The sequence below is a fragment of the Chryseobacterium soldanellicola genome (assembly GCF_900100115.1).
GTDB lineage: Bacteria > Bacteroidota > Bacteroidia > Flavobacteriales > Weeksellaceae > Chryseobacterium > Chryseobacterium soldanellicola.
The window spans coordinates 973,552-992,296 of record NZ_FNKL01000003.1 but is presented as its reverse complement, the minus strand read 5'-3'; the positions used below and the strand labels follow the sequence as shown (position 1 = coordinate 992,296).

At 34.1% G+C, this 18,745-nt stretch carries 21 protein-coding genes; 8 read left to right on the top strand and 13 right to left on the bottom strand.

The annotated features are described in order from the left end of the window. The first annotated feature begins 41 nt into the window (after positions 1-41). Positions 42-488, top strand: coding sequence for a hypothetical protein (locus BLT04_RS13950; protein ID WP_089756382.1), 447 nt, complete (start codon positions 42-44; stop codon positions 486-488). An 88-nt stretch (positions 489-576) separates the two neighbouring features. Then, positions 577-984 carry a hypothetical protein gene (locus BLT04_RS13945; RefSeq protein ID WP_089756381.1) on the top strand — a complete coding sequence of 136 codons (408 nt, stop codon included), beginning with the start codon at positions 577-579 and terminating at the stop codon, positions 982-984. A gap of 25 nt (positions 985-1,009) precedes the next feature. On the opposite strand, the gene ruvC is transcribed toward BLT04_RS13945, so the two are convergent. Next, positions 1,010-1,564, bottom strand: a complete 555-nt coding sequence (ruvC, locus tag BLT04_RS13940) for a crossover junction endodeoxyribonuclease RuvC (protein ID WP_089756449.1) — start codon at positions 1,562-1,564, stop codon at positions 1,010-1,012. A gap of 104 nt (positions 1,565-1,668) precedes the next feature. Here ruvC and BLT04_RS13935 point away from each other — a divergent pair, with 104 nt between their 5' ends. Further along, positions 1,669-2,157: a hypothetical protein gene (locus BLT04_RS13935; protein ID WP_139166249.1), complete on the top strand. Its 489-nt coding sequence runs from the start codon at positions 1,669-1,671 to the stop codon at positions 2,155-2,157. 2 nt (positions 2,158-2,159) lie between these two features. Further along, on the top strand, positions 2,160-3,521 hold the full coding sequence (locus BLT04_RS13930; protein ID WP_089756379.1) for a T9SS type A sorting domain-containing protein: 1,362 nt from the start codon (positions 2,160-2,162) through the stop codon (positions 3,519-3,521). Between the two features lie 55 nt (positions 3,522-3,576). Here the strand turns inward: BLT04_RS13930 and BLT04_RS13925 are convergent, their stop codons facing one another. The 5 genes from BLT04_RS13925 to BLT04_RS13905 all read right to left on the bottom strand — a co-directional run bounded on the left by BLT04_RS13925 (position 3,577) and on the right by BLT04_RS13905 (position 10,470). Beyond that, positions 3,577-4,104 carry a 2'-5' RNA ligase family protein gene (locus BLT04_RS13925; protein WP_089756378.1) on the bottom strand — a complete coding sequence of 176 codons (528 nt, stop codon included), beginning with the start codon at positions 4,102-4,104 and terminating at the stop codon, positions 3,577-3,579. Further along, the gene (locus tag BLT04_RS13920) at positions 4,104-5,240 is read right to left on the bottom strand and encodes a serine hydrolase domain-containing protein (protein WP_089756377.1); all 1,137 of its coding nucleotides are present in this window, start codon (positions 5,238-5,240) and stop codon (positions 4,104-4,106) included. The genes BLT04_RS13925 and BLT04_RS13920 overlap by 1 nt, the downstream gene beginning before the upstream one ends. A gap of 101 nt (positions 5,241-5,341) precedes the next feature. Beyond that, positions 5,342-6,238 (bottom strand): hypothetical protein, encoded by an 897-nt coding sequence (locus BLT04_RS13915; RefSeq protein ID WP_089756376.1) that lies wholly within the window; start codon positions 6,236-6,238, stop codon positions 5,342-5,344. Positions 6,239-6,278: 40 nt separating this feature from the next. Next, a complete protein-coding gene (locus BLT04_RS13910; RefSeq protein WP_089756375.1) occupies positions 6,279-6,989 on the bottom strand; it encodes a Dph6-related ATP pyrophosphatase in 711 nt (236 codons plus the stop codon). Between the two features lie 115 nt (positions 6,990-7,104). Beyond that, positions 7,105-10,470, bottom strand: coding sequence for a methylmalonyl-CoA mutase family protein (locus tag BLT04_RS13905; protein WP_089756374.1), 3,366 nt, complete (start codon positions 10,468-10,470; stop codon positions 7,105-7,107). 248 nt (positions 10,471-10,718) lie between these two features. Between BLT04_RS13905 and BLT04_RS13900 the strand changes: the two genes are divergently transcribed. Then, positions 10,719-11,051, top strand: coding sequence for a hypothetical protein (locus tag BLT04_RS13900; RefSeq protein WP_089756373.1), 333 nt, complete (start codon positions 10,719-10,721; stop codon positions 11,049-11,051). Here the strand turns inward: BLT04_RS13900 and BLT04_RS13895 are convergent. Next, positions 11,048-12,145, bottom strand: coding sequence for a DUF3667 domain-containing protein (locus BLT04_RS13895; RefSeq protein ID WP_089756372.1), 1,098 nt, complete (start codon positions 12,143-12,145; stop codon positions 11,048-11,050). The two genes, BLT04_RS13900 and BLT04_RS13895, sit on opposite strands and share 4 nt — an antisense overlap. Positions 12,146-12,554: 409 nt before the next feature. Here BLT04_RS13895 and rplM point away from each other — a divergent pair, with 409 nt between their 5' ends. The 3 genes from rplM (at position 12,555) to rpsB (ending at position 14,373) form a co-directional block, all read left to right on the top strand. Beyond that, positions 12,555-13,010: a 50S ribosomal protein L13 gene (rplM, locus tag BLT04_RS13890; RefSeq protein ID WP_089756371.1), complete on the top strand. Its 456-nt coding sequence runs from the start codon at positions 12,555-12,557 to the stop codon at positions 13,008-13,010. 6 nt (positions 13,011-13,016) lie between these two features. Continuing rightward, the gene (rpsI, locus tag BLT04_RS13885) at positions 13,017-13,403 is read left to right on the top strand and encodes a 30S ribosomal protein S9 (protein WP_034706090.1); all 387 of its coding nucleotides are present in this window, start codon (positions 13,017-13,019) and stop codon (positions 13,401-13,403) included. A gap of 208 nt (positions 13,404-13,611) precedes the next feature. Further along, entirely contained in the window at positions 13,612-14,373 is a 762-nt protein-coding gene (rpsB, locus tag BLT04_RS13880) for a 30S ribosomal protein S2 (protein ID WP_089756370.1), read from the top strand. Positions 14,374-14,439: 66 nt separating this feature from the next. Here rpsB and BLT04_RS13875 read toward each other — a convergent pair whose 3' ends face one another. The 6 genes from BLT04_RS13875 to BLT04_RS13850 all read right to left on the bottom strand — a co-directional run bounded on the left by BLT04_RS13875 (position 14,440) and on the right by BLT04_RS13850 (position 18,602). Continuing rightward, entirely contained in the window at positions 14,440-14,619 is a 180-nt protein-coding gene (locus BLT04_RS13875) for a bacteriocin-like protein (protein WP_089756369.1), read from the bottom strand. 127 nt (positions 14,620-14,746) lie between these two features. Continuing rightward, positions 14,747-15,199, bottom strand: coding sequence for a DUF6759 domain-containing protein (locus tag BLT04_RS13870; RefSeq protein WP_089756368.1), 453 nt, complete (start codon positions 15,197-15,199; stop codon positions 14,747-14,749). 32 nt (positions 15,200-15,231) lie between these two features. Further along, the gene (locus tag BLT04_RS13865) at positions 15,232-15,864 is read right to left on the bottom strand and encodes a DUF6759 domain-containing protein (RefSeq protein WP_089756448.1); all 633 of its coding nucleotides are present in this window, start codon (positions 15,862-15,864) and stop codon (positions 15,232-15,234) included. Positions 15,865-16,053: 189 nt separating this feature from the next. Continuing rightward, on the bottom strand, positions 16,054-16,731 hold the full coding sequence (trmB, locus tag BLT04_RS13860; RefSeq protein WP_089756367.1) for a tRNA (guanosine(46)-N7)-methyltransferase TrmB: 678 nt from the start codon (positions 16,729-16,731) through the stop codon (positions 16,054-16,056). A 97-nt stretch (positions 16,732-16,828) separates the two neighbouring features. Continuing rightward, positions 16,829-17,611, bottom strand: a complete 783-nt coding sequence (locus BLT04_RS13855; RefSeq protein WP_089756366.1) for a DUF6759 domain-containing protein — start codon at positions 17,609-17,611, stop codon at positions 16,829-16,831. 202 nt (positions 17,612-17,813) lie between these two features. Beyond that, positions 17,814-18,602, bottom strand: coding sequence for a hypothetical protein (locus BLT04_RS13850; RefSeq protein ID WP_089756365.1), 789 nt, complete (start codon positions 18,600-18,602; stop codon positions 17,814-17,816). Positions 18,603-18,745 lie beyond the last annotated feature (143 nt).

Below are 18,745 nucleotides of genomic sequence, written 5' to 3'. Positions count from 1 at the left end.
AGCCCTTTTAAAGGGCTTCTTTTTTTATTAAAAACATTAAAATGACAAAATACTTAAGTCTTTTATTATTAATATTGTTTGAAATATGCTTTTCACAGGTTAAAATAAATAACAAATCAACAGCCAATGCCGATACAAAATATTTCCTTGGAACTTGGGTTTTCATTGAAAAAAATTATAAAGAAGATTCTGTAACAAAAATATATCCTCTTCAAAAATGTATTAAAAATTATACATTGTTGTTTGAAAAAGAAAACAATAATTTGTTTTTAACGAAAAATTACGTCACAGGAAAAGATTGCTCAATAAAAAGCTCTTCAGGGAAAATTCCGATTACTATAACCGAAAGTAATTTTTATTATCTAGATCTTGATATAAAAAAAGTTGAATACTACACAAAATTGACGAAGAATAGATTTTCAATACGATACAATGATATTTTAAACGGAAAAATAAGAGAAATTAATGATATCTATGAAAGAAAATAATTGAGTGTAAAATGGTTGATATTAAGTGATTTACATATTTATTAAATAAATATTATCTTTAAGTATCCAATCAGAAAAATATTCAGTTATGAAAAATGTAATAAAATTTACACTGGCTCTGTTTTTATTAGCAGTGACTTCATGTAAAAAAGAAAAAACAACTGATGATGAATTAAAAGAAGCGGCAGCAGGTTTGAATAAAATGACACCCCAGATTCTCAACGACGGAATCCGTTTAGACAGTGTTTCTGCAGGAACTAAAATGCTGAAATATAATTATACCTTAACCGAAGATGTGAAGGAAAACGTAACCGAAGAAGAAATCAATAATTTTAAAAAAGAAGCAAAAGAAGGAGCAATTAATGCTATAAAAACTTCTGCTGATATGAAAGATTTTCGTGATAATGATGTAACACTTAAATATTCTTATTATGATAAAAACGGGAAATCTACCGCCGATTTTACAGTAACTCCTTCGGAATATAAGAGTAAATAATTATCAATAAATACTATTCGGTCTGTTATTTTAAACGATCCGGATTTTGCTTTAAAAAGCTGTCCCAGCCGGTATAAGATTTATCGCTGCTGATTGTTCCGGAATTAAAATGATGGCAAACCGCCACAGCCAAACCATCGGAAGCATCGAGATATTTTGTCGGAAATTCTTTTAGTTTTAAAAGGCTCTGAAGCATTCCCGCAACCTGTTCTTTACTCGCATTTCCGTTTCCGGTAATGGCCATTTTTATCTTTTTCGGGGAATATTCTGTGATCGGGATATTTCTGTGCAAGCTTGCGGCCATTGCAACCCCTTGAGCGCGGCCCAATTTCAACATACTTTGTACATTTTTTCCAAAAAACGGAGCTTCCAAAGCCACTTCGTCAGGATGGAATTCATCAATTAAAGCCAACGTTTTATCAAAAATATGTTTAAGCTTCGTCTCGTGATTGGGATATTTTTTTAATAAAAGCTCATGAATTGATACCATTTCCATGTTACCTTTTATCACGGAAATTATACCAAACCCCATAATTGTCGTTCCCGGGTCTATGCCCAAAATTATCTTCTCTGAAATCATCGAGTCAAAGATATGACTTTCTGAAGTGTTTTCTGAGTAAAAAATATTTTTAAAAGAAATCAATATTTTATGAAATATTCTTAACTTCATCAAAAATAATGATTATGAAAAATTTACTTAGCTGTTTCATTCTTCCTGTTTTTTTATTCTGCAACTTTCAGGGAATGAAAGATTTGAATAGAAATAATATAGATAAGGCTGAAACTAAAAATCAATCTTCAAATAAAATTGGCTATCTTTTCTTTAAGGTGGAAAAAGATGCTTCAGGGGTAGAAAAAATCACTTTACAGGAGAAGAAAATTACGGAAGGAAAATTAAAGTCAAATTCTATTTTTGATGAAAAATCTACCAGAACGGGCGATTTTATTATTTCTTTAACCGATACAAACGGAAAGGAAATAATTAAGCAAAAAGTTGAAGATCCATTAAATCCTTCTATGGAAACCTACGAAGATGGAATCAGCAGAACGAAAGTTTCTCTTCAAAATGCAGAATTCAGTGTAAGATATTCTCATTCTGAAAATATCAGTGCGGTTAAAATTGAGAAAGTAACTTCCAAAGGCAGTCAATTAATATTCACCCAAAAACTATAATTATGAAAAAAACTTTATTTTCCTTATTGATAAGTACGCTTTGCTTTTCTCAGGTTTTTGAGACCGTTCCGCTTGTGCAAAACGGTACGAATGACAAACGCATCAATATTGCAGTGATGGGTGACGGTTTTACAGCAGCCCAGCAGACGAATTTTGTTTCTTCGGCACAGTCTACGGTCAATTATCTTTTCACAAAAAGCCCTTACACAGAATATAAAAATTATTTTAATGCTTATGCGATTAAAGTAATTTCTCCCGAAACAGGAGTAAAGCATCCGGGAACGGCGACTGATGTTACAGAGCCTGTAATTCCTGTTTCAAATCCTAATAATTATTTGGGATCTTCCTTTGATTTTGGGGTTCACCGATGTATTTACAGTAATTCTACCAATAAAGTGGCCCAGGTTTTGGCTGCCAATCTTCCGGATTATGATATTACTTATGTTTTAGGGAATTCTACAGAATATGGAGGTTGCGGCGGAACGTATGCTTTTGCTTCTTTAAACAGCTCTTCCAACGAAATTGTTGTGCACGAATTAGGGCATTCCTTCGGTCAGTTAGCCGATGAATACTGGTTTGCGGGCTCAGGAGAATCTCCGAATAAGACTCAGAATTCTAATCCGGCCACCATAAAATGGAAAAATTGGGTAGGCACTAATAGTATCGGCGTTTATCCTTATTCAGAAAGCCCAAGTTGGTTTCGCCCGCATCAAAGCTGTGAGATGAGGTATCTTAACCAGCAGTTTTGCTCTGTCTGCAAGGAAGCAATTATTGAAAAAATCCATTCTCTGGTTTCTCCGGTCGATTCTTACACTCCTGCAAACAGCAGTATGGTAAATGCGAATGCAAATGTTACCTTTACCGTTAATGAGATTTTGCCGATTCCTAATACACTGGTGAATACCTGGACATTAAACGGAACTCCTCTTGCCGCAACAGGCAATACAGTTACCATCACGCCAAGCCAGCTTAACAACGGAAATAATACGCTTCTGTTTTCTGTTAATGATAATACGACATTGTTAAAAGTAACCAACCACAGTACATTACACTTTACAAATGTAACATGGACGTTGAATAAAACAACGCTGAAGACATCAGAAATACAGGCTGTTGAAAGAAGATTTGCAATTTATCCGAATCCTGCTGCAAGTGAATTTTACATTAAAGGAAAACAGGATTTCTCGAAAAATATCAATGTAAATTTATATGATGCTTCAGGAAAATTAATTCCTGTAAAATCTCAACTAAAAGATTCGTCTACATTATATGTGGATATTAATAATTTACCGACCGGAACTTATACTTTAAGCGTCATTCAGGATAAGGAATTAATTATTTCTCAAAAGATTATCAAAGAATAATTATAAAATTTATAATATGAAATCGGCTGTAATGGTCGATTTTTTTGTTTTTAATCTAAATATTATTTAATTTTTTCTCATCAATAGGAATCCATTTTCCATCATGACGGAGTAATAATATCTTATCAACTAAAAATTTAGTTTTATATTCTTTGTCTTTATAAATTTCCCAGGCTTTAAGATAATTTTCGTAGCTAAGATCTCTGTAACCCACGGTTACATGCGGGGTAAAGGAACGATTAATAAAATTAAACCTTTCTTTTACTTTCAAATATAAATTTTTAAGGTCATTATTTTCTTCAGGCTTAACAAAAATAACAGGATTTTTAGGATTGGGAAAGCTTCCAAAACCGTTTAAAAGAATTTCAAATGACGGAACATAAGTGTTGATTTTCCGGAAAGCTTCAAAAATATCATTTTCTAACGCTGTTTCTCTTGAAAAGGGAGGAAATAAAGTAATATGGGCATCGTTTTTCAGTGCTTTTGAATTGTTGAAGTGTAAGGCAAAGTCTTCCTTAAAAACCCTTATTTCATCAATAATCTGCTGAGGTGGATAAATGGCTATGAAATATAATTTTTTCATCAAAGTAACTTGGCTTTCAGTGTGTCTTTCTTTAAACTCTCAAAAGTGCTTTCAAAAATATCAGTAATTTTCTTGATTTCAATATGGGGTTTAAAGGCTGTGCTTTTCCCTTTTTCCTCGTCTGCGATATTTGATAAAATAATAACTGAAGTTTTAGTTTCAGGATAATAAATATTCAATGATGGCGCACCTTTTACGTAACCGCTATGAAAATAGGAGAGCGGTTTGCCGATATTCATCATAATTCCGTAACCGTACCCCATTTTTCCGAAAATCGGGTGTTGTCTTTCCGAACTTTTTGAGGTGAATTTTTTAAAGGTTTCCGGATGTAGAATTTTTCCGCTGTAAAGCATAGAATTCCAGCGATGAAGATCATCAATTGTAGATAAAATACCACCTGCAGCAATTCCGATTTCCTTGCTCCCCAATCTTTTGGGCATATTTTCGATTTTTTCAGGGTTATTTTCAGTTCCGAGATACGCTCCGGCGAAATTTTCTCCTTTAAATATATTTCCTGTTGATGAGCTTTTCATTCCGGTTTTATTAAAAAGTTCCTGGATATTTTCATCATAAGATTTTCCGGAAACGGTTTCTATAATTTTCCCCAACGTATTGAACCCGTCGTTGGAATAATAAAATCCGCTTCCGCTTTTAAACATTAATTTGTCGCCCAGAATATTCAAACCCGAAGTGTGGTTCAAAAGCTGATGGATAGTAATGTTTTGATAATCTTTGGTGCGAAAATCCTTTATGTATTTTGAAACTTTATCATCAACATTTAATTTTCCTTTTTCCATTTCAAGTAAAATCAAAACGGAGGTGAATTGCTTGCTGATTGATGCAATAGAAAAAATGGTGTTATTGTCGATTTTCTTTTGAGCTTTAATATCAATAAAGCCGTTATTTTTTCTGTAAATCTCAACGGTATCTTTAAAAACCGCGACACTTGCATTAAAATTATATTTTTTAAATACAGAATCGATCTGGTTTGACAATAATTTTTGCTCGAAAACTGCAACCGCAGAATCTGCAATTGCTTTTTTGTCAACAATTTTTATCGGCGCTTCATTTTTGCATGAAATAAAATTCACCGAAATAAGTAATAATAAATAAAAATAGTAATTGTTTTTGATCATTTGTTGTGTGTTTTAAATATTTTGAAGAAATGGTTTATCAAAAGTATAAAAAAACCTCTTAATATCGGTTAAGAGGTTGTAATATATAAGCGTAAGGCATTCTAATGTTTTACAAAAGCTATATAAATATCGTCGATATTTTCGTCTGAAGTGAATACTTTTTTAAAAGATTTTGGGATGTAATATACTTCGTATTTATCGCTGAAAATACTAAAGCTTTTATTAAATGTTTTGTAGTCTAATTTGTTTCCGGCCAAGAAAACGAGAGATTTTTCATTGGCGTATATACCTTCAGAAATATATCCATATTCTTTTCTTGCATCGTTTTCTGTAAGATAAATAATATTATTTTTCTGTAATTCTTCTTTTTTGAAGATCATTAATTTCCCTTCATAATCATAATTTCCGGGATCAAATTCTAATAAATTTTCTTCTTTTACAGCTTCCTTCGGAATTTCCAAAGTGTACAATCCTTGAAAATCTGTTTTTGAGGAATACACTTTTTGAGGAGTAATAAAATGTACAGTGGTTTCCGTGCTTGATGTATTGGTTCCTTTAAACAAAACTTTTCCTGAAATAACAACATTTCCATCGCCGGTTTTATCTTCTTTTTTCTGATTTTCTTTAGCCTTTTTAGATTGGGGAGAAACAAATTCTGTTTTAGTAACTGTTTTTGTCTGAGCCGGAAAAGAATGAACAAGACTTGCCGTTAAAGCAACTCCGGCCGCGATTTTTGTGAAACTTGTTTTTCTGGAGTAATTTTCCTGAGCTTGATGTCTTTGTTCAATTAACGGTCTGTTTAATTGATTTCTAAAAACCATTCCGCAAAATTTTTCACCTTTATTTTCCTGAATAAGACTTAAAATTTCTGAGTCTTTGAGATTTGAAAGATCCAAAACTTTTTTAGAACACAGATCACAGAATTTCCCATCGGGAAGATCGTGCATTTTTTCAAACGGTTCTTCACAAGGCTTTTCAATTCTCAAAAATGGTCTCATGTAGTTTTTAATTTACATCAAAAACGAAGATTTTAGATAATTATTTTGAAATCAGATCACAAAACCAGAAAACATATTCTTCATCCTGATCTTCCGGATTTGATTTTGGTTTCGGATAGGTTTTCTTTACAATTTCTCCAATTTCAAATTGAATCGGATTTTTAAAAATCGGTCCGTCAAAGGTAAATGTATGGAATTCTCCGTTTTCTCCGCAAGGATCAACATTTTCAGGTAAATCTTTAATAAAATCTTTGTCAATAATTCTTCCTGCGAAACTTTTATCGAGGTAGGTTTCATTAACGCAAGTGACAATCGTTTTAAAGCCAAGATTTAAAAATTCATGAATAAGGTTTTCGGTATTCATTTTCCAAAGCGGAAAAACGGCTTTTATATTGATTTCTTTTAACTGATCTTCACGATATTTCCTTAAATCTTCCAGAAAAATATCCCCGAAAATAGAATGAGTAGTTCCCTGAGATCTTATTTTCTCCATTGTTGTATTCATCATATCCCGATATTCTTCCATGGATGGCTCTTTTGGAAGTTCCATTTTAATTAATGGAAAACCTAAACTTTCGGCTTGTTTTTCTAAAAGAGAAACATGAACCCCATGCATTGAAATTCGCTGGAATTCTTCATTCACACTCGTAAGAAGGGAGGTGATGTCAAAACGGTTTTCTTGTAAGGTTTTATATAAGGCAAGCGCAGAATCTTTTCCGCTGCTCCAGTTGAATAAGGCTTTTGGTTTCATTTCGCAAACATAAATATTTAAAATAAAAAACCTCAAAGAAAATTCCTTGAGGTTTTTTTGTTTATAAAGCTAATATTATTCACCATTATTTAAAAATTGTTTGTCCGACACGGACCTACATGTTTCTTCTGTATTTTCCACCCACTTCAAACAAAGCATTGGTAATCTGCCCAAGCGAACAATATTTAACGGCATCCATCATGACATTAAATAAATTCTGCTGATTGATGGCAGCGTGTTGCAAGGTTTTCAAAGCGGCTTCAGATTTATCCTTATTGGCTTGCTGGAAATTATGGAGCGTTTCAATCTGAACCTGCTTTTCTTCCTCAGTCGAACGGATAACTTCTCCCGGACGAACCGTTGGCGAACCGTCTTTTCCAAGGAAAGTATTTACCCCGATGATCGGATATTCTCCCGTGTGCTTCAGCCATTCGTAATGCATTGATTCCTCCTGGATTTTCGAACGTTGATACATGGTTTCCATTGCACCCAAAACACCACCTCTTTCTGTAATTCTGTCGAACTCTGCGTAAACAGCTTCTTCAACCAAATCCGTTAATTCTTCAATAATAAATGAACCCTGAAGCGGATTTTCGTTTTTCGCTAAACCTAATTCTTTATTGATAATCAACTGAATCGCCATCGCTCTTCTTACAGATTGCTCAGTCGGAGTGGTGATCGCTTCGTCATAAGCATTGGTGTGCAGTGAATTACAGTTGTCATAAATTGCGTAAAGTGCCTGTAAAGTTGTTCTGATGTCGTTAAAATCAATTTCCTGAGCGTGAAGCGAACGTCCTGAAGTTTGAATGTGGTATTTCAACATCTGGCTTCTTTCGTCTGCTCCGTATTTCAGTTTCATGGCTTTTGCCCAGATTCTTCTTGCTACACGTCCGATCACTGAATATTCAGGATCGATACCGTTGGAGAAGAAGAACGATAAATTCGGTGCAAAATCGTTAATATCCATTCCTCTTGACAAATAATATTCAACATAAGTGAAACCGTTTGCCAGTGTAAATGCCAACTGAGAAACCGGATTCGCACCCGCTTCTGCAATATGATAGCCTGAAATAGAAACCGAGTAGAAATTTCTTACTTTTTCGGTGATAAAATATTCCTGAACGTCACCCATCAATCTCAGGGCAAATTCAGTAGAGAAAATACACGTATTCTGAGCCTGATCTTCTTTTAAAATATCAGCCTGGACGGTACCACGAACGGTCGCGATCGTCTTAGCTTTGATTTCGGCATATGCTTCAGCGGGAATTACTTCATCTCCCGTGATTCCTAATAATTTTAAACCTAAACCGTTATTGGAAGGAGGTAGTTCACCGTTATATTTTGGTCTTTCTAAACCTTTGTCGTCGAATTTTGCTTTTAAAACAGCTTCAACTTTAGCCTCAAGTTTATGTTCAGCAATATATTTTTCAACATTCTGATCGATCGCTGCGTTCATGAAGAAAGCCAGCAACATCGGCGCCGGTCCGTTGATTGTCATTGAAACCGAAGTCATTGCATTCACCAAGTCAAATCCTGAATACAGCTTTTTCGCATCATCTAAAGTTGCGATAGAAACTCCTGCATTTCCGATTTTACCATAAATATCCGGTGGTAAAGCTGGATCCTGACCATATAAAGTTACAGAGTCAAACGCTGTTGATAAACGTTTTGCATCCATTTCCGCAGAAACGTAATGGAATCTTCTGTTGGTTCTTTCAGGTCCTCCTTCTCCGGCGAACATTCTTGTCGGGTCTTCACCTGTTCTTTTGAAAGGATAAATTCCTGCCGTATAAGGAAATGCCCCAGGAAGATTTTCCTGACCTTTCCATTGGATCAAGTCGCCCCAGTCATTGTATTTTGGTAAAGAAATTTTTGGAATTTTTAAATGGGATAAAGATTCTGTTGAAGTTTCAACCTTAATTTCTTTTCCACGAACGAAATAAGAGTAAAACTCGGCTTTGAAAGCCTGTTTCGTATCATCCCAATTTTTTAAGAAGTCGATATTTTCCTGCTGAAGATCTTTCTCAGCTTTTTGATATTCTGCATCTAAAGTTTCATTAGAAAGGAAATTTTTAACCCCTTCAATATGATACATTTTTCTTGCCAATTCAGCCTGCTTTTCAACATTCGCATCGTATTGTCTGTTGTTTTCAACGATTTCAGATAAATAACGAACTCTTTTTGGAGGAATAATCGTGATGTCTTCAGAAACTTCTTGTTCAACAAAACCTTGAAACTTTGGAGCATTGTCACCCTGAGCTTGTCGAAGGGTTTCGTTAACTTTTTCAATTAATCTATTATATAAATCAGTGGTTCCGTGATCGTTGAACTGAGATGCTTTTGTCGCATAAACCGGCATATCATCCAACGGACTTTCCCACAATAAATGGTTTCTTTGGAACTGTTTTCTTACGGCTTGAAGCGCATCTAAAGCACCACGTTTATCAGATTTATTTAAAGCAACTAAATCTGCATAATCCAACATGTCGATTTTTTCCAACTGCGTTGAAGCTCCATATTCAGGAGTCATGACGTACATGGAAACATCCGCAAAATCAGATACTTCCGAACCTGATTGTCCGATACCCGAAGTTTCCAGAATGATAACATCAGGATGAGCTAATTTTAACACATTCAATGCTGAATGAATGAACGGAGAAACAGAAACGTTGTTTTCTCTTGTTGCCATTGAACGCATATAAACTCTCGGATCATTGATCGCGTTCATACGAATTCTGTCACCCAAAAGCGCACCTCCGGTTTTCTTTTTCGAAGGGTCAATAGAGATAATGGCAATTTTTTTATCTGGATTTGAACGGATGAAACGTCTTACCAATTCGTCTGTCAAAGAAGATTTTCCGGCTCCGCCAGTTCCTGTGATACCGATAATTGGGATGTTTAAATCTTTTGATTTTTCGTCGATTGCTTTTACCAATTCCGGTTTTTCTTCTGAGAAGTTTTCAACCGCAGAAATGATTTTAGCAATGCTTGTAGAATTTTCAAAACTAATTGAATCTAAATCATCTGCCGTCACATCCTTTCCTGTCGCGAAATCTGATCTTTTAACCAGATCATCGATCATTCCCTGAAGACCAAGCTCTCGACCGTCGTCCGGAGAATAAATTCTGTCGATTCCGTAAGCCATGATATCTTCGATTTCTTCTGGCAGAATTACACCGCCGCCACCGCCGAAAATTTTAATTTGCGGAGAGTTTTTTTCTCTTAAAAGGTCGTAGATATATTTAAAATATTCGTTGTGACCGCCTTGATAAGATGTTAAAGCAATTGCGTTGGCATCTTCCTGGATGGCTGTGTTCACTACTTCTTCAGCCGATTTATCGTGGCCAAGGTGGATAACTTCACATCCTGTTCCCTGAATCACACGACGCATGATATTAATCGCAGCATCATGTCCGTCGAATAACGACGCTGCTGTTACAATTCTTACTTTGTTTGTTGGAGTATATTTTTGGGTTTCCATAAAAAATCTAGAAAATTTCTGAATTTCCAAATATAACAATAAAATAAGAACCTGGATTTTATATTTAAAATGTTGAATATTAATTCATTATTTGTTTTTTATAAAATAGATTTTCCCGGTTTTGAGTTTGAGTGTTTTAGTGTTTGAGGGTAAGAGAGCTGAAAATTAAAGTTGGATTTCATTTTCAAATGGGTGTATTTTCAAATTCTCAAATTAAATTATCTATTTTTGCATCATTATTATAGAGTATGAAAAAGGCTTTGATGTATTTTGCTATAGGAACGGTTCTGAGCTTCCTGATCAATTATTTTTTTTATAGTTCGAACAATTTGGGGCTTGATATATATTATGCCCTTGCTTTTGGAATTGCGTGGGGAATTGCCTATTATTTAGACACTCCCAATATTACACTGCCGCAAAAATTGGGATTGTCTTTTGTGGCAATGGGCGTTTTGGTTTTAGTCGGAACATTATTGTTCAACCTTGAACTGGCGATTCCTTCCATTCTTAAATTTTCGATGGTTTTTGTTGCGTATTATTTAATTGCAAGCTTTAAGACAAGCAAATCCTTACGTAATTAATGGATCATAAGAAAGCTTATAGAGACCAATACCAATAGCATAATAAATAATCCGAAAGAGTTTATTATAAATAAAAGGATACCTTTTAAGATGCTTATTCTTTTTTTCGTTTCGTAGACTTTATGATGTGCAATAAAAAAATAAATGCATAAATAAAAGAAAAGAAAGACGGATGCTAATGTATTTAGCAGGCTGATAATGCCATACTGCGGAATTAATGATATAAGGCTGTCTTTTACCATAAAAATCAATATACATAATAATAAGAACGAAAAATAGTGTAAAGTAAAAATTCCGTGGTCAAAATACCACCATTTTTTCTTGTTGTGAAAAATCCATAAAAAGAAGGCAAAAATCGGTAAATAGACAAATAATGCTTTGGGTAAAGTATGGATAAAAGTTTCAACGAAACGTTCTTTAATTTCTTCTTTATTTAATCCTTCCTCTTTTAACTCGAAAGTTTTTTTCGCAAAAGGCCTCGAAATTGCGTAAAGCGTACTGCCGTTTGATTTATGCAGTGAGTCATATTCTTTTAAATTGCTTGCTCCAAGAACTTTATTGTTTTCCTTATCAAAAGTGCTGTCAAATAAATCATCTTCATTAATTTGTACAGAATCGGCAGCCTGTTTATCGATTATCTGCTGTGCTTTTTTAGTGTTTTCATCAGAAAGCAAGCCATTTTGTTTTAATTTTTCTAAAGCTTCTTTTGTTTTTTTCTGCTCGATCTGTTTTTGCTCAACTGTTGTTACTTTTCTTTCTTTTTCTTTATGATTTTCTCCTGAAGGTAAAAAAGCGGGAAGTAAAAAAGTGATAAAGCTTATAAAAATATACAGCTTTACGGGCGCCACATAAATTTGTCTCTTTCCGGCAATATACTCTTTGGTAAGCTGTCCCGGGCGGATCATAAGATATTTTAAGGTTTTCCAGAATTGGCCGTCGTAGTGCGTAAAATCCTCAATAAAGTGTGTAAAAAGATAATGAAAAGGCTGTCTTGGCTCAGTATTTTCCTGTCCGCAATGTGGGCAGAAATTTTCTTCAACAAGATGCCCGCAGTTTAGGCAGTTTTTTTCTTCTCTGATTTTTCCGTGGCTCATGGTCTGTAAGGATTTGGAGCAAATATAATTATTTCAGAAAAGAAAAAATATTTTTGAATTTAAATTAAATATAAAGTTTGGATTTTTTTATTTATTTAATAATCAAGAAAATTATATTATCAAGGTTTTTTAAGGATCATTACAGATAAATTGATAAAGAAAGAGTTTAACGGATAAACTCTTTGCTTTATCATTTGTGTTTTTAGAATCTTCTAAAAATTTTTTTCATCGAAGTACTATTTACAATATTTATGCCATAGATAATTATAATAGATGAGTTTTGTCGAATCGTTTAACCGGACTTTACTTTCTAGGATTAAAATGAAATAAGTTTTTGCAGTCTGAAAAATATTTGTACCTTTGCACACCCTTTTAGGGGAAAATTATGTTTAATCTTTAACTAAAACGTGTGAATACATTAAGTTACAAAACTGTTTCAGCGAACAAAGCTACTGCAAATAAAGAATGGGTTGTGGTAGACGCTGAAGGACAGCCGTTAGGAAGACTAGCTTCTACGGTTGCAAAGATTTTGAGAGGTAAGCACAAGACGAACTTTACACCTCACGTAGATTGTGGTGATAACGTAATCGTTTTGAACGCTGGGAAAGTTACCCTTTCCGGAAACAAGTGGAACGATAAGACTTATATCTGGCATACAGGTTATCCTGGAGGTCAAAAGTCTATGACTGCTGCTGAGCTTCAGAAAAAAGATTCTTTAAAAGTATTGGAAAAATCTGTAAAAGGAATGCTTCCAAAAAACAGATTAGGATCTGCATTGCTTAAAAACCTTTATTTGTATGAAGGAACTGAGCACAAGCATGAAGCGCAACAGCCTACAACAATTAATGTTAACGAATTTAAATAATTAATTATGTCTATAGTTCACAAAATCGGAAGAAGAAAAACTTCTGTAGCTAGAGTTTATGTAAAGCCAGGTTCTGGTGTGATTACAGTAAACGGTAAAGATGCTGCAACTTATTTCTCTACAGACGTGATGGTTTATAAATTAAACCAGCCGTTTATCCTTTCTGAAACTGTTGGTCAGTATGACGTTACCGTAAATGTTTTCGGTGGTGGTAATACAGGTCAGGCAGAAGCTATCAGATTAGGTATTTCAAGAGCTTTATGCGAAATCAATGCTGAATTCAGATTAGCTTTGAAGCCAGCTGGTTTACTTACAAGAGACGCAAGAATGGTGGAAAGAAAGAAACCAGGTCAGAAAAAAGCAAGAAAGAGATTCCAATTCTCAAAACGTTAAAAAAGCGTATGGCTATTGGCTTATGGCGAATAGCTTTAGAAAAATTTTTAAAAAATTATTTTTTAACCCTAAGCTGGGAAGCCAGTTGCCAAAAGCAATAAGCCAACAGCAACTTTGCCCGTTACGTTTAGCATCCAAACACTTCTCCCATCTAAAGAAGTTGTTGATTGTTTAAGAAACGGAAAGTAAACTAACAAAAACAGAAAACATGGCAAAAGCAAATGTAAAAGACCTTCTAGAGGCTGGTGTACACTTCGGTCACATGACTAGAAAGTGGAATCCAAATATGGCTCCGTACATTTTTATGGAGAAAAATGGTATTCACATTGTAGACTTACATAAAACAGCAGTTAAATTGGACGAAGCGTGCAGCGCTTTAGAAAAATTAACTTCTGCAGGTAAAAAAGTTCTTTTCGTAGCTACTAAGAAGCAGGCGAAAGAAGTCGTTGCAAAACACGCTTCTGAACTTAATATGCCTTATATTACAGAAAGATGGCCAGGTGGTATGTTAACGAACTTCGTTACGATCAGAAAGGCTGTAAAGAAAATGAACTCTATCGACAAAATGAAAAAAGACGGTACGTTCGAAACTTTATCTAAAAAAGAAAGATTACAGGTTGACAGACAAAGAGCTAACCTAGAGAAAAACTTAGGTTCTATCTCTGACATGGTGCGTCTTCCTTCTGCGATCTTCGTTGTAGATATCATGAGAGAACACATCGCGGTAACTGAAGCTAAGAAATTAGGTATCCCGGTTTTCGGTATTGTTGATACAAACTCTGACCCTAGAAAAGTAGACTTCGTTATCCCAGGAAACGATGATGCTTCTAAATCTATCGATATGATCCTGAGCATTGTTTCAGAATCTATCAAAGATGGTCAGTCTCAAAGAAAAGCTGACAAAGAAAAATCTAAAGAAGAAGGAGAAGTAGTATCTGCTGATAAAGATGCTGATTTTGATGCTGAATAATTAAAGATTTTCTTTAAAATATTAAAACCGCTAAATAAGTTTAGCGGTTTTTTATTTTTCAATATTTTAAGGACATTTCACAAATGTAATATCCGGATTATTGGGGTCTTGATAAACGATGCCGATTCTGCAAACACCGCCGCAGCATATTTCACCTGCTTCCAGGTTACACCCGTCAAGGCAGCTTCTGTAACCTCCTTTAATTGTTTTTAATTCGTTTCTTGAAACTTTTTTTAAATTTTTCATGGTTTTAGTTTGTAATTTTCCTACTCTGTATGCTTTTCGGATTCCGCAGTAATATATTCAAATATAATAAAATATTGAATATCTCACATAGAAAGGAAAAATAAAATTTTAAGCTTTAAAATTTCGTTTAATTTGAAATTTTGATACTGGAAGAGCTTGATATAAACTTAGTTTTCTGATAAACAGAATTACATATTGTTCCGGATAAATTGTAATTCTGGTTTTTGGGAACCATTGCTGAGCCAATTTTACCGCTGGCAATTGGTATTTTTTTAAAATAATTATTTCCGCTGATTGTTAAAACCATATTGCATCTGGAAAGATTTTCTATTCTTATTGAAGTTGTAGGACCATCTGAGCCGTTTAAAATATCTGTAAGCACTTCGGCGGTTTCAGGTTTGTATGTTTTTATTAAATTACTGTATTCCAGCTCTGCCTGCGATATTTTGCTGGTATTGGAAACGGCCGGTTTTGGCTTTGGCTTTGAAATTGGGGCTTTTGGAGGTACCTTCGTATGGTGATTTACACTGCAATTTGCTAATAGAAGCAATAAAAAACTGCAGAACAGGAATTTCTTCATTAGATAATATTTGAGTATAAATGTAGGTAAAATTAATTTTTCATAGAAATCGTTTTATTCTCAACTTTTTCTGGGTTATTTATGGTTAAAAATATACTCTTATTAATGTCTTTCCGCGAAGAATATAAAACGTCACAAACATTGCTTGTTAACGTATAGCTGCCTTTATTGATCACAATAAAATTTTCTCCGTGAGAAGGAATTGCCATATTGTAGAATTCTTTTCCTTGAATTTTCATCACAAGATTGCAATCCGATTGGTTTTTGAATAAAATAATTACTTCTTTACTGCTAATATCTTCGTTAAACATTGTATTCAAAAGCTTCGTGGTTTTATCTTTATGCTGCCCGGAGGTTGAAGCGATCAGACGTTTAAACTCTTCTGCTTCATTCGAGTTTTTCATGACGCTGTTGGGGATTTCGGATAGGATAGGCCTTGCCTGCATAGGCTTTGCATTTTTCTTACCTTTTGTCCATTCTTCATTTTTCAGAGCGATTAATTTGGGTTTTAAAACGCTTCTTCTGGGATCTTCCTTATGCGCTGTTGCTAGGAATGATTCAATTTCTCTAATATTTTTAGTTTCTAAAATGTTTTTTGAAACATCAGCTGTGCCGCATGATATGAGCGTTATAAGTAACGAAATAATGAGGGATTTTTTTTTCATTGGGTGTTTTTTGTGTGAATTAATTCTTTGTTTGTGTTTAGGGACATTTAAAACATGCTCATACAAGACTGTAAAATTTACAGCCTAACGATTTTTAAATGAAAATTTTCATTTAAAATGTATGTTTTGGTTTAAATTGTAAAGTAAACGGAATTGTTAAATTTATTTTTCATCTGTTTTTATTGTGTGTTAATTAATTCTGAATTTAATGTAAGTGATTGTTTTTCCTTTCGCGGAAAACAATTCTTCATAATATGTTTTTATATCTCTTAAATGTTCAGTTCCGGGATCAAATTCCGGAGCTCCATAAATATCATGGTGCGCTGCAATTATTTCATAACCAGCACCTTGTAAATAACCCAAGGTATAGCCGTGTAAAAACTCAGAGTCAGTTTTTAAATGAACGATTCCGCCTGGCTTTAAGAATTTTTTATATCTTTCTAAGAAATCAGGGTGGGTAAGCCTGTGTTTTGTACGTCTGTATTTGATTTGGGGATCAGGGAATGTGATCCAGATTTCATCGACTTCATTTTCGCCAAAAAAATTGTCTACCAATTCTATTTGGGAGCGTAAAAAAGCAACATTGGTCATGTTATTTTCAACCGCTTCTTTGGCGCCAAACCAAAATCTGGCTCCTTTGATATCGATGCCGATAAAGTTTTTTTCTGTAAATGTTTTAGCAAGCCCTACAGAATATTCTCCTTTTCCGCAGCCTAGTTCAAGAACAATCGGATTGTCATTCTTGAAGAAATTTTTTCTCCAATTTCCTTTAAGTTCGAAACCATTTAAGGCTTCTTCTCTTGTTGGCTGAATAACATTTGGAAGTATTTTATTTTCTGTAAATCTTGCTAATTTGTTTTTACCCATGAGTCAAATATGAAATCCTGCAAAAGTAACAAAATTACAGCTAAAAACAGGTTTTTAACCTCAAAAAGACCTTAAAATCTTGATATTTAACTGAATTTTATTTGCCTGGATTTCCTAAAGCTACCATAATCGGCTTTTGAATTGTTTTTTGAGAAGCATATTGAGCGCCGCAGACAACGCTTGTAAAAAGATAGTCCCCTTTTTGTACCACAACAGAATTATCTCCGTGCGCAGGAACGGGAAGTCTGTATTTTATGGTTCCCGTGCTTTCCATTCTTACGATAATATTGCAGTCGGATTTATTTTCGATCATCACGATACATTCCTTGGTCGTCGGGTCATTGTCGAACAGGGAGTTTAATATTTTTACGGTTTTATTTTTGTGTTCCACAGGATTATCTGCCATCAGCATATTAAATTCCTGTGCTTCCGAATCGGGAATTGCAGCAGCAGTAGTTGTTGCGGGAGTATTTACAACAATTGCATTCTGCGGAGTACTTGGTGTATAAACGGCAAGAGATTTTCCTGCAGCCAGCTCAGCTTTATATTTTGCGATTTGTTTTTGCTTGATAATGGCATTCATCTCATCGAAAGAGATTTTTGTAGAAGGCCTTCTTTTGAGCATCGCAAGCCATTCCTGCATTTGCTTTACCTTTTGATCTGCGGGATGAGCATTTTTTATATATTCTCTCATCATTTCCATCACACGGGGCTTAAGAACAGATCTTCTGGGATCATCCGGATGTGCATCGCGAAGGAAAGCATTAATCTCGTAAATGCTTTTGCTTTTTAAAATATTACTGTAATCTTTCCCCTGCTTCTGAGCAGAAAGAGTACCGATCAACAACATTGTACTAAAGAGTAAAAGTAACTTTTTCATTCACTAATATTAAGTTAAAGATATACTTTTTTTCTTAATTTGTGCCCCGGCTATTAATTCTAAAATTGTATAACGATAGAAAAACAATTTTATTTTAAGACACTCATTTGTGAGATAAAATTAAACATATTTCTATAAAATCAAAAAGATGGGTACTGTAAAATTCATGAATACATCTCTTTTAAGCTGATAATAAGCATCATTATTTTATAACTTCCTGAAGATGAGAGTTTCTTAATCTTCTTTGATAAATAGGCAGATATTTTTCAATGGGGATTTTTACCGCTTCAAAATTACCCGACATGATATAAGGATCAATATTTTCTGAAGTATAAACGAATTGAAGGAAATTATCAATCAAATTCTCAGGAATTTTGAATTTTGTAAAATAATCTTTTCCCAGATAATTTTTAATCTGAGTGACAGAGCTGTTCATTCTCTCATAGGCGACATACCGTTGCTTCTTTTTTCTTTCACCTGATAAAATATCATAAATACTTTCTAAGCTGAAGGTAAGTCCGCCATCTCGCAAACCGGCTACAGGAAGTTGCGGAGAAGTTCCGTCTCCTTTTGGTTCGGGTAAGCCGATGACTTTTTTAATGGCTAATCCTTTATCTTCTTTTCTTAAAGCATTTACATCATACCTTAGATTTCCGGTTGGCCTGAATCTGTTGATGACCACTTCCTGGATATCATGGTAAGCGATTTTTAATTCAATTAAATTTTTCGGACCCATCATTTGAGGGGTAAGGCTGATATCTTTTCTTTCAGTAATAATAGAAGTAAAACGAATTACATCTCCCGGATTTGCCTGAATGCTGAAATCACCGTTGTAATCGGTAAGTACTGTTTTTTGTGCATTTAAATTGGTAACATATACCTGATTAAGATACAACACCGAATTATCCCTTAAAAATACTTGTCCGGAATATATTTGTGCATTAATTTTTGCCAGAAAAACTAATAGCAATAAAGTAATAAGTTTCTTCATATAATTGGCAAAATTACGGAGAAATACAGCAATTTATAATGACAGATGTTCTGAAAAGTGGTTAAAGTTATATTAAACTTTATGAGAAAAGTGTTAATGAATGTTATAAGGTTTTATATAATTCTTAATATGATTAAAAATAT

Bases quoted from the DNA above. Each gene is read 5' to 3' on its own strand.
- BLT04_RS13950 (WP_089756382.1), top strand. From the start codon at position 42: ATGACAAAATACTTAAGTCTTTTATTATTAATATTGTTTGAAATATGC.
- BLT04_RS13945 (WP_089756381.1), top strand. From the start codon at position 577: ATGAAAAATGTAATAAAATTTACACTGGCTCTGTTTTTATTAGCAGTG.
- ruvC (WP_089756449.1), bottom strand. From the start codon at position 1,564: ATGATTTCAGAGAAGATAATTTTGGGCATAGACCCGGGAACGACAATT.
- BLT04_RS13935 (WP_139166249.1), top strand. From the start codon at position 1,669: ATGAAAAATTTACTTAGCTGTTTCATTCTTCCTGTTTTTTTATTCTGC.
- BLT04_RS13930 (WP_089756379.1), top strand. From the start codon at position 2,160: ATGAAAAAAACTTTATTTTCCTTATTGATAAGTACGCTTTGCTTTTCT.
- BLT04_RS13925 (WP_089756378.1), bottom strand. From the start codon at position 4,104: ATGAAAAAATTATATTTCATAGCCATTTATCCACCTCAGCAGATTATT.
- BLT04_RS13920 (WP_089756377.1), bottom strand. From the start codon at position 5,240: ATGATCAAAAACAATTACTATTTTTATTTATTATTACTTATTTCGGTG.
- BLT04_RS13915 (WP_089756376.1), bottom strand. From the start codon at position 6,238: ATGAGACCATTTTTGAGAATTGAAAAGCCTTGTGAAGAACCGTTTGAA.
- BLT04_RS13910 (WP_089756375.1), bottom strand. From the start codon at position 6,989: ATGAAACCAAAAGCCTTATTCAACTGGAGCAGCGGAAAAGATTCTGCG.
- BLT04_RS13905 (WP_089756374.1), bottom strand. From the start codon at position 10,470: ATGGAAACCCAAAAATATACTCCAACAAACAAAGTAAGAATTGTAACA.
- BLT04_RS13900 (WP_089756373.1), top strand. From the start codon at position 10,719: ATGAAAAAGGCTTTGATGTATTTTGCTATAGGAACGGTTCTGAGCTTC.
- BLT04_RS13895 (WP_089756372.1), bottom strand. From the start codon at position 12,145: ATGAGCCACGGAAAAATCAGAGAAGAAAAAAACTGCCTAAACTGCGGG.
- rpsI (WP_034706090.1), top strand. From the start codon at position 13,017: ATGTCTATAGTTCACAAAATCGGAAGAAGAAAAACTTCTGTAGCTAGA.
- rpsB (WP_089756370.1), top strand. From the start codon at position 13,612: ATGGCAAAAGCAAATGTAAAAGACCTTCTAGAGGCTGGTGTACACTTC.
- BLT04_RS13875 (WP_089756369.1), bottom strand. From the start codon at position 14,619: ATGAAAAATTTAAAAAAAGTTTCAAGAAACGAATTAAAAACAATTAAA.
- BLT04_RS13870 (WP_089756368.1), bottom strand. From the start codon at position 15,199: ATGAAGAAATTCCTGTTCTGCAGTTTTTTATTGCTTCTATTAGCAAAT.
- BLT04_RS13865 (WP_089756448.1), bottom strand. From the start codon at position 15,864: ATGAAAAAAAAATCCCTCATTATTTCGTTACTTATAACGCTCATATCA.
- trmB (WP_089756367.1), bottom strand. From the start codon at position 16,731: ATGGGTAAAAACAAATTAGCAAGATTTACAGAAAATAAAATACTTCCA.
- BLT04_RS13855 (WP_089756366.1), bottom strand. From the start codon at position 17,611: ATGAAAAAGTTACTTTTACTCTTTAGTACAATGTTGTTGATCGGTACT.
- BLT04_RS13850 (WP_089756365.1), bottom strand. From the start codon at position 18,602: ATGAAGAAACTTATTACTTTATTGCTATTAGTTTTTCTGGCAAAAATT.